This window comes from Kribbella turkmenica, from assembly GCF_004348725.1.
Classification (GTDB): domain Bacteria; phylum Actinomycetota; class Actinomycetes; order Propionibacteriales; family Kribbellaceae; genus Kribbella; species Kribbella turkmenica.
In genome coordinates, this window is the sequence record NZ_SMKR01000174.1 from 1 (window position 1) to 15,510 (window position 15,510).

16 protein-coding genes are annotated in these 15,510 nt (G+C 70.1%); 8 read left to right on the forward strand and 8 right to left on the reverse strand.

Going from position 1 to position 15,510, the window contains the following annotated elements:
- Together E1218_RS29635 and E1218_RS29640 are read right to left on the reverse strand one after the other, a co-directional pair.
- Positions 1–1,123: MFS transporter (locus E1218_RS29635; RefSeq protein ID WP_132326184.1), on the reverse strand; the 1,123-nt coding region annotated here is incomplete at its 3' end.
- A 101-nt stretch (positions 1,124–1,224) separates the two neighbouring features.
- On the reverse strand, positions 1,225–2,379 hold the full coding sequence (locus tag E1218_RS29640) for an MFS transporter (protein WP_233712562.1): 1,155 nt from the start codon (positions 2,377–2,379) through the stop codon (positions 1,225–1,227).
- A gap of 76 nt (positions 2,380–2,455) precedes the next feature.
- On the opposite strand from E1218_RS29640, the gene E1218_RS29645 reads away from it, so the two are divergent.
- Positions 2,456–3,193 carry a DeoR/GlpR family DNA-binding transcription regulator gene (locus E1218_RS29645; protein ID WP_132326188.1) on the forward strand — a complete coding sequence of 246 codons (738 nt, stop codon included), beginning with the start codon at positions 2,456–2,458 and terminating at the stop codon, positions 3,191–3,193.
- Entirely contained in the window at positions 3,190–4,368 is a 1,179-nt protein-coding gene (locus tag E1218_RS29650; protein ID WP_233712563.1) for an MFS transporter, read from the forward strand. Before E1218_RS29645 ends, E1218_RS29650 begins: the two co-directional genes overlap by 4 nt.
- A gap of 3 nt (positions 4,369–4,371) precedes the next feature.
- Here the strand turns inward: E1218_RS29650 and E1218_RS29655 are convergent, their stop codons facing one another.
- Positions 4,372–5,490, reverse strand: coding sequence for a trans-sulfuration enzyme family protein (locus E1218_RS29655; protein ID WP_132326190.1), 1,119 nt, complete (start codon positions 5,488–5,490; stop codon positions 4,372–4,374).
- Positions 5,491–5,682: 192 nt separating this feature from the next.
- On the opposite strand from E1218_RS29655, the gene E1218_RS29660 reads away from it, so the two are divergent.
- On the forward strand, positions 5,683–6,816 hold the full coding sequence (locus E1218_RS29660) for a D-alanine--D-alanine ligase family protein (protein WP_132326192.1): 1,134 nt from the start codon (positions 5,683–5,685) through the stop codon (positions 6,814–6,816).
- 62 nt (positions 6,817–6,878) lie between these two features.
- Here the strand turns inward: E1218_RS29660 and E1218_RS29665 are convergent, their stop codons facing one another.
- The 4 genes from E1218_RS29665 to E1218_RS29680 all read right to left on the reverse strand — a co-directional run bounded on the left by E1218_RS29665 (position 6,879) and on the right by E1218_RS29680 (position 9,350).
- Positions 6,879–8,087: an RNA polymerase sigma factor gene (locus E1218_RS29665; RefSeq protein ID WP_132326194.1), complete on the reverse strand. Its 1,209-nt coding sequence runs from the start codon at positions 8,085–8,087 to the stop codon at positions 6,879–6,881.
- Positions 8,088–8,092: 5 nt separating this feature from the next.
- A complete protein-coding gene (locus E1218_RS29670; protein WP_132326196.1) occupies positions 8,093–8,509 on the reverse strand; it encodes a YciI family protein in 417 nt (138 codons plus the stop codon).
- A gap of 119 nt (positions 8,510–8,628) precedes the next feature.
- The gene (locus E1218_RS29675) at positions 8,629–9,084 is read right to left on the reverse strand and encodes a DUF3515 domain-containing protein (protein ID WP_132326198.1); all 456 of its coding nucleotides are present in this window, start codon (positions 9,082–9,084) and stop codon (positions 8,629–8,631) included.
- Positions 9,085–9,113: 29 nt separating this feature from the next.
- The gene (locus E1218_RS29680; RefSeq protein ID WP_026163142.1) at positions 9,114–9,350 is read right to left on the reverse strand and encodes an Lrp/AsnC family transcriptional regulator; all 237 of its coding nucleotides are present in this window, start codon (positions 9,348–9,350) and stop codon (positions 9,114–9,116) included.
- Positions 9,351–9,489: 139 nt separating this feature from the next.
- Between E1218_RS29680 and E1218_RS29685 the strand changes: the two genes are divergently transcribed.
- Genes E1218_RS29685 through E1218_RS29695 form a run of 3 tightly spaced genes read left to right on the forward strand, consistent with a single transcriptional unit; the run spans position 9,490 to position 11,862 of the window.
- A complete protein-coding gene (locus E1218_RS29685) occupies positions 9,490–10,452 on the forward strand; it encodes a thiamine-phosphate kinase (RefSeq protein ID WP_132326200.1) in 963 nt (320 codons plus the stop codon).
- 1 nt (position 10,453) lies between these two features.
- Positions 10,454–11,257, forward strand: a complete 804-nt coding sequence (thiD, locus tag E1218_RS29690) for a bifunctional hydroxymethylpyrimidine kinase/phosphomethylpyrimidine kinase (protein WP_132326202.1) — start codon at positions 10,454–10,456, stop codon at positions 11,255–11,257.
- A complete protein-coding gene (locus E1218_RS29695; protein WP_132326204.1) occupies positions 11,254–11,862 on the forward strand; it encodes a DinB family protein in 609 nt (202 codons plus the stop codon). Before thiD ends, E1218_RS29695 begins: the two co-directional genes overlap by 4 nt.
- On the opposite strand, the gene E1218_RS29700 is transcribed toward E1218_RS29695, so the two are convergent.
- A complete protein-coding gene (locus E1218_RS29700; protein WP_132326206.1) occupies positions 11,840–13,000 on the reverse strand; it encodes an ROK family transcriptional regulator in 1,161 nt (386 codons plus the stop codon). The two genes, E1218_RS29695 and E1218_RS29700, sit on opposite strands and share 23 nt — an antisense overlap.
- Positions 13,001–13,047: 47 nt before the next feature.
- On the opposite strand from E1218_RS29700, the gene E1218_RS29705 reads away from it, so the two are divergent.
- Positions 13,048–13,704, forward strand: coding sequence for an HAD-IA family hydrolase (locus E1218_RS29705; RefSeq protein WP_132326208.1), 657 nt, complete (start codon positions 13,048–13,050; stop codon positions 13,702–13,704).
- Positions 13,701–15,050 (forward strand): MFS transporter, encoded by a 1,350-nt coding sequence (locus E1218_RS29710; protein WP_202866260.1) that lies wholly within the window; start codon positions 13,701–13,703, stop codon positions 15,048–15,050. The genes E1218_RS29705 and E1218_RS29710 overlap by 4 nt, the downstream gene beginning before the upstream one ends.
- Positions 15,051–15,510: the final 460 nt, after the last annotated feature.

Consider the following 15,510-nt stretch of genomic DNA (forward strand, 5'->3'; position numbering starts at 1 on the left):
CACTCACACCGGTCGTGCCGGTGACCGTGTACGCGACGATCGCGGCGACGTGTCCGTAGAAGCCGATGAACAGCGCCGGAATCAGCACCACGAGAGCGATGCGGGACGTGCCGAGGAAGACCAGCGGCAGCGTCGCCAGTCCTTGCACAGCCATGCTCGCGGTCAGGACCCTGCGACAGCCGAAGCGCCCGATGATGCGCCCGGCAACCACTCCGGCGGCCACGGACGCCACACCCGGGATGCCGAAGACCAGCCCGGTCGCGAGTGGTGACAGTCCGAGCGTCTGCTGCAGGTACAGCGTGGTCAGGAAGATCATCGCGGGCTCCATCGCGCACACCACGAGGCCGGCGTAGTTGCCCCACGTCACCGACGGCCGCCGAAGAATCCGGACCGGTACGAGCGGCACGGACGAACGCCGCTCGACCAGCCAGAACGCGACCAGCAGCACAACGCCGACGGCGGCGGCGGACAGGCTTCGCTCGATCACGCCGTAGATCGCCGCGAGCAGACCACCGGTCACGGTCACCGCACCAGGTACGTCGAGTTTCGTCCGCTCCGGCGCCTTGCTCTCGTGAATCACGAACGGCGTGAGCACCAGTACCGCGACCACGACCGGCACGTTGATGAAGAACGCCGCCCGCCAACCGAGCAGACTGACCAGTGCGCCACCGACCAGTGCACCCACCGCGAACCCGGCTGAGAGCAGTGCGCCCCGCAGCCCCAGGACACGGTCCCGCGCTGAGCCGTCGAAGGTCGTCGTCAGCAACGACAGCGACGTCGGCAGCGCCAGCGCGGTCGCCAGACCCTGCAGGACCCGAGCCGTCAGCAGGACTTCGGCGTTGACTGCGAGTCCGCCCAGCACCGACGCTCCGGCCAGCAGCACCATCCCGATCAGGAACAGCCTGCGCCGGCCGAAGTAGTCCGCCAGGCGCCCGAACAACAACGCGAAACCCGCCGCGGGCAGAGCGAACGCCGACGTTATCCAGGGCAGCCCGTCAGCACCGAGTCCGACGCCCGCGCCGGCCTGCGGCAGCGCGACGTTCAGGATCGAGAAGTCCACCGACAGCATGAATCCGGCGCCCAGCAGCACCAGCAGGATCACGCGTTGACGGGTGGTGAACATGAGGACTCCCCTGAATAGCAACTGAGCGGTTGCGACTTTATAGCAACCAATGAGTTGCGTCAACAAGATCTGCGGGAGCCCTGGGAGGCAATCGTGGGCTGTCAGGTGACGCGGGAACGGCTGCGCGTGCGCAGTACCGGGGCGAAGACGGCCAGGCCGGTGGCGAGCACGGTCACCACCAGGAACGACATCGTCAGGCTGCTCGCCTGCGCGATCCCGCCGATGATCGACGGCGCGACCAGGCCGGAGGCGTAGGTGATGGTTGCGACGCCGGCGATCGCCTGGCTGGCGTTGGAGCCGCTGCGCCCGGCCGCCGCGAACGCGAGCGGTACGACGACCGCGATCCCGATCCCCAGCAGCCCGAACCCGGTCATCGCGACGGCCGGATGCCATGCGGCCACGACCAGTACGCCGCCGATCGTGGCGATCACCCCGCTCCACCGAACCGTCCGTACGGCGCCGAACCGGTCGACCACCGCGTCGCCGGTGATCCGGGCGACCGCCATCGTCAGCGTGAATCCCGTGGTCGCCGCGGCCGCGACGCCGGCCGAACTGTCGAGGATGTCGCGCAGGTACACGGCCGACCAGTCCAGGCTCGCGCCCTCCGCGAACACCGCGCAGAACCCGACGGCCCCGATCAGCAGCGCCGACCGCGGCGGCAACGCGAACCGTGCCGGCGGCTCGTCGTCCTCCGCGGGATGGATGTTCAGGACGAACTGACACACGGCCAGGCCGATCACCGTCAGCACGGCGGCCGCCAGCACGTGGTGGGTCTGAGCGCTCAACTCGGCATGCGCGGCAACGGTCCCGACCGCGGACCCGATCAGTGCGCCGACGCTCCACATGCCGTGCAGGCCGGACATGATCGACTTCTCCAGTCGGTGCTCGACCTCCACGCCGAGCGCGTTCATCGCGACGTCGGCCATGCCCGCCGTACCGCCGTACACGAACAGCGCGGCGCACAGCGTGAGCAGGCTCGGGGAGAGGGACGGCAGGACCAGCGCCAGCGTCCACAGCGCGAGCAGGCCGCGCAGGGCGTTGCGGGTGCCGAGGGTGTGGCTGACGCGGGCGGCGAGAGGCATCATCACCGCCGCGCCGAGCGCCGGGAACGCGAGCGCCAGCCCGAGCTGGCCGGCCGAGACTCCGGAATGGTCCTGGATCCATGGCACCCGGGTGGCGAACGAGCCGGTGACCGCGCCATGCACGCAGAAGACCGCGGCCACGGCGTACCTGGAACGGCGAACCACGTCAGCCACAGGCAAACACTCTCTTTGTTTGATCGAACATCCGGATGATAGATTTCTGCGCGTGAGGAGCGCAGAACGGCATCAAGTGATCGTAGAGCGACTGCGACGGACAGAACGAGTCTCGGTCCAGGAACTGGTCGAGGCCACCGAGGCGTCCGACATGACGGTCCGCCGCGACCTCGACTCCCTCGCCGCCCAGGGTGTGCTCAAGCGCGTCCACGGCGGGGCGGTCGCCGCGATGCCGTCCGGTGTCGAGCCGCCGTACTCGCTGCGCGCCCAGGCCGCCGTCGCCGCCAAGCAGGCGATCGCCGCTGCCGCCGTCGCGCACATCCGCGACGGCGAGACCATCGTCCTCGACAGCGGTACGACGGCTCTCGAGGTGGCCAAGCGCCTCCACGACCGCGCCGTCACGGTCATGCCCCTGTCGCTGCACGTCGCGCAGGAGTTGGCCGACGCGCCGCGGATCCGGCTGCTGATGGCCGGGGGCGAGGCGCGCAAGGGGGAGCTGTCCCTGGTCGGCCCGCTGACGGTTGCCTCGCTGCGCGCGCTGCGCTTCGACCTGGCCGTGCTCAGCCCATGTGCCTTCAGCCTGGACGCCGGGCTGACCGCGTTCGACCTGGGCGACGCCGAGGTGAAGCAGGAGGCGCTCGCCGTGGCCACCCGGTCAATGGTGCTCGCCGACGGCGCCAAGTGGGACCGGGCCGCGCTCGCCTACGTGTGCCCGGCCGACCGCCCCGACCTGATCATCACCGACCCAACGGCCCCGGAGGACCAGAGGACCATGCTGACCCAACGGGGAGTCCTCGTCGAGGTGGCCACGTGACCTCGACCGATCTGCGTCCGCAGACCGCACCGCCCCGAGCCGCCCGGATCGCCACCTGGACCTACTTCGGTCTCAACGGTTTCGCCGTCGGCATGTGGGTCGTCCACATCCCCAACATCGAGCACGCCACCGGAATCACGCACAGCACGCTGGGACTGCTGCTGCTCGTGCTCGGCGGCGCCGCGTTCGCCGGCATGCAGGTCGCCGGCCCGCTCGTCGACCGCCTCGGTCAACGCCGCCTGGTGCCGGCCGCCGGCGTACTCCTCGGGCTGGCCCTGTTCGGCCCCGGCTTCGCGCAGACCTGGTGGAGTCTCGGGCTCACCCTGATCGCGCTCGGCTTCGCCAACGGATCCATCGACGTCGGCATGAACGCCCAGGCGGTCGTGGTCGAGCGTGGTTACCCGCGCCCGATCATGGCCGCGTTCCACGCGATGTGGTCGATCGGCGGCGCCTTCGCCGCACTGATCGGCGCGGCCACCCTGCGCGCCGGTGTACCGACCCCGGTGACCCTCGGTGCGGCCGGCGTGATCTGCGTCGTCGTGTCCCTGGCGGTCAGCCGGTTCCTGATCGAGGCGACGGCCGAGGAGCACGAGGAGCAGGAGGACCGGGCGAAGCCGCCGGCCAAGCTGGTCTGGGCGCTCGGCGGCCTCGCCTTCGGCCTGATGCTCGCGGAGGGCGTCGCGAACGACTGGGCGGCGCTGCAGTTCCGCGACATCCTCGGCACGTCGGTCAGCACGGCCGCCTACGCGTACGGCGCCTTCGCGGTCGCCATGACCGTCGGCCGCTTCCTCACCGACCGGGTCGCGGCCGTCGTCGGGCCGGCCGCGATCGTCCGCTACGGCGCCGCGATGGCCGCGATCGGGCTGACGATCGTCATCGTCGTGCCATGGGTGCCGGTCTCCCTGTTCGGCTGGGCGTTGTTCGGTCTCGGCCTGGCCGGCGGCGTACCGCAACTGTTCACCGCCGCCGGCAACCTCGACCCGCGCGCCGCCGGCGCCCTGATGGCCCGCGTGGTCGGGCTCGGGTACGTCGGCCTGCTGGCCGGGCCGGCGCTGGTCGGCGGGCTGGCGCACTGGATGCCGCTCAACTTCGCGTTCATCCTGCCGGTCGTGCTGTGCGTGCTGACGTTCCTCGGGGCGCCGGTGCTCAGGTCCCGGTCGTCGGTTCGGTCCTGAGAGCTACGTCGAGAGCGCGGTCTCGAGGGCCTGGTCCAGGTCGGCCCACAGGTCGTCGGGGTGCTCGATCCCGACGGCCAGCCGGATCAGGTCGTCCGGGATCGTCGGCACCTCGATCGGCCAGCGGCGACGGCGTTCCAGCATCGACTCGACCCCGCCGAGGCTGGTCGCGTGCACCCAGAGCGCCGTACTCTCGCAGACCCGCTGAGCACCCTCGGCGTCCCCACCGAGCTCGAACGACAGGATCGCGCCGAAACCGCTCATCTGCGCGGCGGCCCGGTCATGACCGGGGTCGTCCGGCAATCCCGGGTAGCGCACCCGGCTGACCCGCGGGTGCTGGAGGAGTCGCTCGGCGAGGAAGGCCGCGTTCGACTGCGCGCGCTCGAGCCGGAGAGCGAGCGTCCGTAGGCCCCGGAGCGCGAGCCAGGCCTCCATCGGGCCGGGAATCGCGCCGAGGCTGCGGCGACGGAGTTCGATCGCGGTCCACAACTCGTCGTCGGCCGTGATCACCGCACCGAGGACGACGTCGGAGTGGCCGGCGATGAATTTCGTGGCCGAGTGCATGACGACGTCCGCGCCGAGTTTCAGCGGTTGCTGCAGCAGCGGCGTCGCGAACGTGTTGTCGACGACGACGGTCGCACCGGCCCGGCGCGCCGCGGCGGCGGCGACCGGGATGTCCGCCACTTCCATCGCCGGATTGGTCGGCGACTCGATCCACAGCATGTCCGCGCCGTCGACCGCCTTGACGATCTCGTCGGTGTCGGCGACGTTCACCCGGTCGACCTCGAGCCGGCCGGCCGCCGCCTGCTGGTCGAGCAGCGCGAGTACGCCGGAGTACGCGTGCTGCGGCGCGACCACCCGCCCTCCGACCGGAACCAGGTCCACGATCGCGGCCACCGCCGCCATGCCCGACGCGAACGTCAGCCCGCGGCCGCTCTCGAGTTCACCGAGCGTCGCCTCCAGGGCCGTCCAGGCGTCGTTCCCGAACCGTCCGTAGCCGCGGTCGCCGCCCGCGACGTAGGTGGAGCTGAAGACGGGGGAGTCGCCAACCGGTGCGTTCGGCACCCGATCGGGGCGACCCGCGTGGACAACGACGGTGGATGGATCGAGAGGGGAGGTCATAAAGGAATTCTCCCGGTCCGGTCAGCGCGCTCCGACCCCGGGTGAGCAGGACGCCAATGCCGGTTCGATGTGGTCGGTCACCTGACAGTGACGATCCGGTCACGGCGTGCCCTTCGCTACCCACCGCGATCTGAAGAGCTTTTAACCGAACCCCGATCGGAACCTGATCCTGGGGCCGCTACAGTCGAGCCGGTGAGTGAGTACTCGAAGCAAGAACAGCGCAAGCCCCGCGTCGCCGTGGTCTTCGGCGGCCGGTCGAGCGAACACGCCATCTCCTGCGTGACCGCGGCCAACGTCCTGCAGGTGATCGACCGCGACAAGTACGACGTGGTCCCGATCGGGATCAGCACGAGCGGCCACTGGGTCCTGGAAAGCGGGGACCCGGAGCGGCTGTCGATCACCGACGGGAAGCTCCCGGAGGTCGACGTGACCGCGCTGCCGGTCCTGTTCGGCGCGAACCGCGAACTCGTGGTGAGCGAGCCGGACCAGGTCCCGAGCACGCTCGGCGAGGTGGACGTGGTCTTCCCGTTGCTGCATGGCCCGTGGGGCGAGGACGGCACCATCCAGGGTCTGCTGGAGATGTCCGACATCCGGTACGTCGGCTCCGGCGTCCTGGCCAGCGCGGTCGGCATGGACAAGCACTACATGAAGGTCGTCTTCCAGGCCGCCGGCCTCGAGGTCACCCCGTACGTCGTCATCCGCGACCGCGACTGGACCCGTGACCCGGCGGCCTGCCGCGACGCGGTCGACGCGCTCGGCTACCCGGTCTTCGTGAAACCCTGCCGCGGCGGCTCCAGCCTCGGCATCAGCAAGGTGAACAACCTGGACGAGCTCGACGACGCGGTCGCCGAGGCCCGTGCCCACGACCCGAAGGTGATCGTCGAGGCGTCCGCGAAGAGCCCGCGTGAGATCGAGGTCGGCGTCCTCGGCGGCGTGAACGGCGCCCCGCCCGAGGTCAGCGTGTGCGGCGAGATCGCGGTCTCCGGTGGCGGCCACGACTTCTACGACTTCGAGACCAAGTACCTCCCTGAGGGCGAGGAGTACACCGCGCTCTCGGTCCCGGCCGACCTCCCGGAGGACATCGCGTCCGAGATCCGCGCCAAGGCGCTCACCGCGTTCGACGCGATCGAGGGCGAAGGTCTGGCCCGGGTCGACTTCTTCCTCGACGCCGACGGCCAGGTCGTGATCAACGAGATCAACACCATGCCCGGCTTCACCCCGACCAGCATGTTCCCCCGCCTCTGGGCCGCCACCGGCGTCGATTACCCGGCTCTGGTCGACCGCCTCCTCACCCTGGCCATGACCCGCCCCACCGGCCTCCGCTGATCCCAGGTGGTCCGCCCGGCCGGGGTCCAACTCCGGCCGGGCACCACACTGTCCCGCCCGCTTCACAGCCGCCTCGCCCGCTCGTACAGGTACCGCTGCTGCGGCACACTCGTCGTCCGGCTCGCGGCCTCCTCGTAGGCCGCCCGAGCCCCGGCGACATCCCCCGACATCTCCAGCAGGTGCGCCCGCACCGCCGACAACCGATGGTCCGACGCGATCCGCTCGTCATCCTCGATCGTGGCCAGCAGTTTGAGCCCCTCGTCCGCGCCCCGCGCCATCGCCACCGCGACCACCTGGTTCAGCGCGACCATCGGGTTGTCCACCAGCCGCAGCAGCGCCTCGTACAACCCGACGATCTGCAGCCAGTCCGTCTCGGCTGCCGAAGGTGCCTCGTCGTGCACCGCCGCGATCGCCGCCTGCAGCTGGTACGGCCCCACCGGCCCCCGCGGCAATGCCGCCGTGATCAACTCGACGCCCTCCTCGATCAACTCCGGAATCCACAACGACCGGTGCTGTTCGTCCATCGGCACCAGTTCACCCAACGGCCCGGTCCGGGCCGGCCGCCGCGCGTCCGTCAGCAGCATCAAAGCCAGCAATCCGGCGACCTCGCTGTCGTCCGGCAGCAACCGATGCAGCATCCGCGCCAGCCGGATCCCCTCGGCCGCCAGTTCGACCCGTTGCAGGCTCGGCCCCGTCGTACTCGCGTAGCCCTCGTTGAAAATCAGGTACACAACCTTCAGCACCGCGCCGAGTCGCTCGTCCCGATCCCGCTCCGCCGGCAGCGCGAACCGGGCGCCGCTGTCCTTCACGCTCGCCTTGGCCCGGGTGATCCGCCGGGTCATCGTCGCCTCCGGCACCAGGAACGCCCGCGCGATCTCGGCCGTCGTCAGACCACCGACGGCGCGCAGGGTCAGCGCGATCTGCGACGCCGGCGACAACGACGGATGGCAGCACATGAACAGCAGGATCAGCGTGTCGTCGGTGTCCGCGATCGGCTCACTCGGAGCCGTCGCCCACTGCGCCACCCGGTCCTCCCGCCGCTGACGGGCCTGCTCGCGGCGGAGCAGATCCGTCAGCCGGCGCGAGGCCACCGTGATCAGCCATGCCCGCGGATTGTCCGGCACACCCTCCGCGGGCCACTGCTGCGCTGCCGCCAGCAAGGCCTCCTGCACGGCGTCCTCCGCGGTGTCGAAGTGCCCGTACCGCCGCACCAACGCCCCAAGCACCTGCGGCGTCAGCTCACGCAGCAGATCCTCGAGCGCTGCGGGCATGACCGTCAGCCGGCCAGGTCGTCGCGGCCCTCGACCAGCGGCCGGATATCGGCGTACGCGGTCGCACGGACGGACTCCGGCGCCGGCGTGTCGCCGAACCTGGCGGCGATCTCGGTCGCCCGGTCGAACGACTCGCACTCGACGATCCAATACCCCGCGAGCACTTCCTGCGTCTCGGCGTACGGACCGTCCGTCACCACTGCGGCGCCGTCCTTCGAGCCCACTCGCCGGGTGTGCACCGGCGCCGCCAGCCCGCGGGTCTCCACCAGTTCACCGGACTCGATCAGGTCGTTGTTGAACTTCTCCATGAACGCGCCCATCGCCGCGAAGTCCTCCGCGGTCCACGCCGGCTTCCCGGTGTCCTTGCCGGCCATCCCGTCGTAGTCCTGCTGCGACGCGTAGGTGAGGATCATGTACTTCATCGGAATCTCCCGTCGTCCCGGGCACCACCGCGGTGCCGCTCGCCTGGTACGTCGCCCCCGCCGGACTCAACCGGACACCGCCGACGAACAAACTTCGGTTCGACTGGAGTATGCCGTCGTCAGGTGCACGGAGTGACGAGTTCGTTGAACCTGTGGACAGCGTCGGAAACGTCGGTCAGCGCGTTCGCCTCGGGCGCGTACTGCGACGGGACGGCGACCTCGAAGTACACCTTGCGGCCGATCGTGGTGAAGATGACCCCGTTGTCCACCTCCTTGGCGAACCACCCGACGCCGTTCACCTCGAAGCACTGTGACTGCGCCTGGGCCATCCCGGCCGGCGGCGAGACCCCGCAGGTCACCTCGATCGGCGGATCGCCGTACGCGGCGGTGAGCGGGCTGACGGGCTCGGTCTCGCGCCGCTCGCCGTCGAGCACCTCGCCGGGCAGCGCCTTCACCAGGGGCTCGCACGCCGCCGCGACCTCGGGCGCGGGCGACGGCACGGCGACGGGCACGGGTCCCGGGCTGCACCCGGCCAGCAGGGTCAGGCCGAGTGCGGCGAGCAGAACTCTGGGCATGCGGAAAAGGAGGGCGGACCCCGTGGCGATCAGATGTGAACGACGGGGCAGGTCAGCGTGCGAGTGATGCCGGGCACGTTCTGAACCTTGGCAACCACCAGTTTGCCCAGTTCGTCGACGTTGCGGGCTTCCGCGCGGACGATCACGTCGTACGGGCCGGTCACGTCCTCGGCCAGGGTGACGCCCTGGACCTCGGCGATCTGTGCCGCGACGTCGGCAGCCTTGCCGACCTCGGTCTGGATCAGGATGTAGGCCTGGACCACCACGTCGTTCTCCACTCAGTCGTCCTCAGCTGGGCTCCGGCCGGCTCACTGCTGGCGTACTGCGAGACGGCCGGGCGTACTCTTCGTTGCCCGGTCACGGTACCGCCTAGACTCCGGTTGGCGATATGGGAGGTCTGCTGACGTGACAGAGACGTTGGGGAGCACGGGTGAGTTCGGCCTGATCGCGGCCATCACCAAAGGGCTGTCCACAGGTGAGGACGTCCTGGTCGGGCCGGGCGACGACGCGGCCGTGGTGGCGGCGCCGGACGGCCGGATGGTGATCACGACGGACCTGCTGGTGGAGGGCCGGCACTTCCGCCAGGACTGGTCCTCGGCGTACGACGTGGGCCGCAAGGCCGCCGCGCAGAACCTGGCAGACATCATGGCGATGGGTGCGCGGCCGACCTCGCTGGTGGTCGGGTTCGGAGCGCCGGCCGACCTGCCGACCGCGTGGGCGCTGGAGCTCAGCCAGGGCCTGGTCGACGAGGCGGAGCTGGTCGAGGCCAGCATCGTCGGTGGCGACACCGTGCAGTCGGACAAGATCATCGTCTCGGTGACCGCGTTCGGCTCACTGGACGGCCGTCCGCCGGTGTTGCGCTCGGGTGCCCGGCCCGGTGACGAGGTGGCCTTCACCGGCCGGCTGGGCTGGGCTGAAGCCGGCTACACGGTGCTGACCCGCGGCTTCCGCTCACCGCGGTCCGTGGTCGAGGCGCACCGCCGCCCGCAGCCGCCGTACGCCGAGGGACCACGGGCGGCGCTGGCCGGTGCGTCGTCGTTGTGCGACGTCAGTGACGGACTGCTGTCCGACCTGGGGCACATCGCGGTCGCCAGTGAGGTGGCCATCGACGTCCATGCGCATGCGTTGAGCGTGCCGGAGCCCCTGCAGGCTGTGGCCGCCGCGACGGGTGTGGACGGGCTCAAGTTCGTCCTGACCGGCGGCGAGGACCACGCGCTGGTCGGGACCTTCGAGCCGGCCGACGTCCCCGAGGGCTGGACCGTCATCGGCTCGGTTGCTGAGGGCAACCAGGAACGCCCGGCCGGTACGGTCACCGTGGACGGTGCGCCGTACGCCGCCGAGTCCGGTCACGCCCACTTCAGGAGTTGACATGCTGCCCAGAGTGCTGACGATCGCCGGGTCCGACTCCGGTGGCGGTGCCGGTATCCAGGCGGATCTGAAGGCGATGATGGCCAACGGTGTCCACGGGATGAGCGTGCTGACCGCGATCACCGCGCAGAACAGCCTCGGCGTCCAGGGGGCGTGGGAGCTGCCGGAGGAGCAGGTCCGTGCGCAGTTCCGCAGCGTGGTGGACGACATCGGCGTCGACGCGGTCAAGACCGGGATGCTGGCGTCCGCGTCGATGGTGCGGGTGGTCGCGTCGCTGCTGCGGACCCTGCCGCCGTCCGTGCCGGTCGTGGTGGACCCGGTGTCGGTCTCCAAGCACGGAGACGCGTTGCTGGCCGCCGACGCGATGGACGCCGTCCGCTCCGAGATCGTGCCGCTGGCAACCGTCCTCACTCCGAACCTCACCGAGCTCGGACCGGTCGCCGGGACGGAGTTGAAGACCGTGGAGGACCGGGAGCTCGCGGCGAAGGTGCTGCTGGACGCCGGAGCCGCGTGGGTCCTCGTCAAGGGCGGTCACGACGTGGGTACGGCGTCCACCGACGTGCTGCACGGTCCAGGGGTACGGCGGGCCTACAGCGCCGTACGAGCCGACAACCGGCACACGCACGGCACCGGATGCACGCTGGCCAGTGCGATCGCGTCGTACCTGGCGCATGGGTACGACGTACCCGGTGCTGTCGGCGCTGCGAAGGAGTACGTGACCGGGGCGATCGCGGCCGGGTTCGCGCTCGGTGGTGGAATCGGTCCGGTCGATCACGCCTGGCGATTTCGAGGGAGCAGCAGTTGAGCAAGCAGCAGCCGCCGGTGGACGGGTACTGCGAGCAGTGCGGGTTCGACTACGACACAGGCGATCTGCAGGGCACGGTGACCACGCTGATCCGGCAGGCGGCGGACTGCAGCATGTCACTGACGAGGGCGGCGGCCGGTCCCGATCCGGACGTCGTACGGCTGCGGCCTGAGCCTGACGTGTGGTCGGCGATCGAGTACGGCTGCCACGTGCGCGACGTACTTGAGGTCCAGCGGCAGCGGATCGCCCAGTGCCTGGCGGAGGATCGGCCGGTGTACGCGCCGATGGACCGGACCGGCCGGGTGAAAGAGCTCAAGTACGAGGACCAGGATCCGATGGAGGTCGCGGCCGCGCTGATGCGGTTCGCGCGCGAGTTCGGCGCCGCCGCACGGGTGCTGACACCGCCGCAGTTGGGCAAGCTGGGTCTCTACAACTACCCGGTACGGGCGCCGCGCACCCTGGGGTGGGTGATCCGCCACACCGCGCACGAGATTCAGCACCACCGCCACGACATCACCACGATCCTGGCGGCTGTCGAGCCACCGATCGTCCCCAAGGCGCCCGCTGAGCCGACTGAGGAAGTCAGCGTCGATCAGCCCAGCTAGCGACCGACGGCTCGGCGGTGAGGTGGTCGAGCGCCAGTGCCGCCGCACCACGCAGCGGACCGTCAGGCTGGTGGGTGGCGGACAGCACGGGCGGGGGAGAGCCCCGATGAAAGGTCATGAGGCCCGTTAGGTAGGCCTGCTCAAAGGTGGACTCGGCGGCTGCTCGGAGCGGGATCGCCAGCCCGCCCAGCGTGACCACATCAGGGTCATGCGCGTTGACGAGGCCGGCGATACCAGTGGCCAGTGCGGTGACCACTCTGGCGACCGCACGGGTCGCGACACGGTCAGTACGTCGCAGGACGGCCTCTGTGTAGGCGTATGGGTCGTCCGGTGCCGGCTCCTCGAGATGTCGAGCCAATGCGCGTCCGTCAATCTCCAGGTCCCAGCACCCACGGGCACCGCACGGGCACATCCGTCCACGGTCGCCGAACGGGATGTGCCCATACTCGCCGCCGGCTCCGGATGCCCCCTGCGCCGGTACGCCGTCGATAAGTAGCGTGCCACCGATACCGACCTCGACGATGAGGTGCAACGCCGTACCAGCGCCCGCGGCGGCGCCAGTGCGCGCCTCGGCCACACCACTCAGCGTGGCGTCGTTGCCGGCGAGCAGGGGTACGCCCAGGCCTGCTGTGACCGTCTCCAGGTCTAGGTCGACCCAGTTCAGCGTCGGCGCCTGCATCAGACGGTTGTCGCGGATCGTGCCCGGGGCAGCCAGGCTGACCAGTTGCAGACGATCGCCGTACCGCTCCTGCGCCTGCTCCACAACCTTTCGCAGGTTGCCGAGCACCACTTGAGGACGTCTGCTCCGGTGACGCCTCGACCGCTGCTCCAGGAACGACCCGTCAACCGCTACCACAGCGCTCCGCCAACTACCCTGCCGCAGGTCCAGCCCGAGGATCACGGGTCCCTGCGGATGCGGCCGAAGTACGGTCGTCGGCCTTCCGCGCCCTTGACTGGGCGCTGGGACCTCAGTGAGCAGCCGTACGTCGCGCAGCCGGGCGGTCACCTCGGTCGCCGAACTGGTGCTCAGCCGCAGCTCGCGGGCCACCGCGGCGCGCGTGATCCCGGGCCGACGGCTCACCTGCGCGAGGACGTCGGCAGCGGTCTGCCACTGCCCGCGGCGAACGGCTGTTGTCATGGCATGGTTCTACCTTATGCTCGGAGGACGAGTTTAATGGAGGGGTGATGGAGATCCGGGACATCCGCGCCGTGCTGTTCGACATGGACGGCACGCTGGTGGACTCCGACGCCGCGGTCGAGCGCGCCTGGACGGTCTGGTCGGCGGAGTACGGCGTACTCGCGGCCGACGTCCTCGCCATCGCCCACGGCAGCCCCGCCGAGTCGACGGTCGACCGGATCTGTCCTGACCTGTCGGTAGACGAGCGGGCGGCCGCGGCTGTCCGGCAGTTGGAGCTCCAGTACGACGACCTGTCGGATGTTCGGGCCACACCCGGCGCCCTCGAGGTCCTTGACGTGCTGGACCGGCTCGGCCGGCCGTGGGCGATCGTGACCAGCGCGGACAACCGGCTGGCGAAGGTACGGCTGGCAGTCGCCGGCATCGAGCCGCCCGTGCTTGTCACCGTTGAGGACATCTCCCGCGGCAAGCCGGACCCTGAGGGGTACCTCCATGCCGCCTCGCTGCTCGGCGTACCGCCTCAGCAGTGCCTCGTCGTGGAGGACGCTGCGGTCGGCCTTGCGGCCGGTCACGCCGCCGGTGCGGTAACGGCTGGGCTGAAGGGTCTGCCCGCTGACATCCAGTTGACCGACCTGCACCAGCTAGCTGAGTTGCTCACCACCGCGTGGACGGAGGACTCCGGGGTCAGCGACCTGACAGCGGGATGATCGCGCGGACGGACGCGATCCGGATCGGGATCGGCCTCTCGTCCATGGGGTACCTGCTCGCCGGCCTGGGCGCGTGCGTCGCGATCCTCGCGCGCGACCTCGACGAGTCCACCGGCCGCCTCGCGCTGCTGTCATCCGCCTTCGCGGTCGGGCTGTTCGTCGTCGCGGTGGTCGGCCCGATGATGCTGCGGTCATGGGCGCTTCCGACCGTGCTGCGCCTAGGTTCGCTCGTATGTGCGGCTGGCGCGCTCCTGCTGGCGGTGGCACCCGCGTACGGCGTGGCGATCGCAGGCGGACTGGGCGTCGGACTCGGTGGTGCACTGCTCGTACTCGTCGCTCCGCTCGTGCTGCACGGCCCGACGGCTGCGTCCCGGTTGAGTCGCGTCAACGCGGTCGCCAGCGCAACTGGCATCGCGGCGCCGCTTGCGATCGGTGCGGTCGACTCTCTGGGGGCGACGGGCCGCCTGGCGCTGCTGGCCGCCGTACCACCGCTCCTGGCCCTCGCCGTATTCAAGGGCAAGCCCGATCACCCGGCGGCGAACACCCTGCCCTCGGAACGCGATCACGGGGCTGTGGATGCCTCGCTCTTGGAGCGTGATCACGCGGCTGTCGATCCTCCACCATCGGGGCGTGATCACCCGGCTGTGAACTCCGCGCCATCGGGGCGTAACCACCTGGCTGTCGATTCCGCGGACTCGGAGCACGATCGATCGCTGGCTGACGTGTCAGGGGTCGGCGCACCGCGGTCGGCTGTCGCCCTGAGCGTCACGCTTGGCTGGCTGCGGGTAGTGCTGGCAGTCGGCGTCGAGTTCTGCTTCGTGGTGTGGGCTGTCGCCCGACTGCTGGCCACCGGGTTGCCAGTTGCAACCGCAGCTCTGCTCGGCAGCGCCTTCCCGATCGGCATGGCCATCGGCCGAGCCGTCGGCCCCATCCATCTGCGCACCTTGTCCCCAGTCGTCCCAGGCGGTCTCCTAGCCATCATCGGCACTCTCCTGGTCAGCCTCTTCGACACCCCCACCGCCGTAGCCCTCGGCCTGGTTGTCGCCGGCGCCGGAGTAGCCCCTCTCTACCCGGTAACCCTCGCGGCCCTCGTCGCCATCCCGGGCCTCAACCCGACCCGGCTCTCCGCCATCGGCGCCCTGGCCTCCGGTACAGCCATCCTCCTGACCCCAGCAGCCCTGGCCGCCCTGTCCCGGGCAGCCGACCTCCGCACCGCGTACTTGATCACCCTCCCGCTGATCCTGGTACTGATAGCCCTCTCTCGCAGCCCGTCCCGATCGGCAAGCAGCCTCGAACTGTCGCCCACTCGTCGCCGCATCCAGGACGACCTCCAGCGAACCGACTAGTCGCCTGGTGAGCGGCCTCCTTCGCCCGCAGCCATCCGGACCGAAGCGTCCGGATGAGGCCGTGCGGATCGAAGCATCCGGACGAAGCCATGCGGATCGAAGCATCCGACGAGGCCGTGCGGATCGAAGCATCCGGACGAAGCCATGCGGATCGAAGCCATGCCGACCGAAACATCCGGACGAAGCCATCTGCCTGTCTGGCCCTCGGGTGCCGAGTGCTTCGTGCTCGCGTCCTACCCGATTTCTGGTCAAGCGCAGTGTGACGTTTCTCCTTGTGGATAAGGGATTCCAGCACGGCAGCAGCTTGTCCGTCACGCCGGTCCTCCCATAAGATCGAACACATGTTCGAGAATGATCTCGCGGAGCTGTCGATTCCTGATCTGCTGGAGTCAGCCGCCGCGCACCGCGCCGAAGCCGACCGGCTCGAGGCCCGCCTGCTCGAACACGCCCAGCACTACGC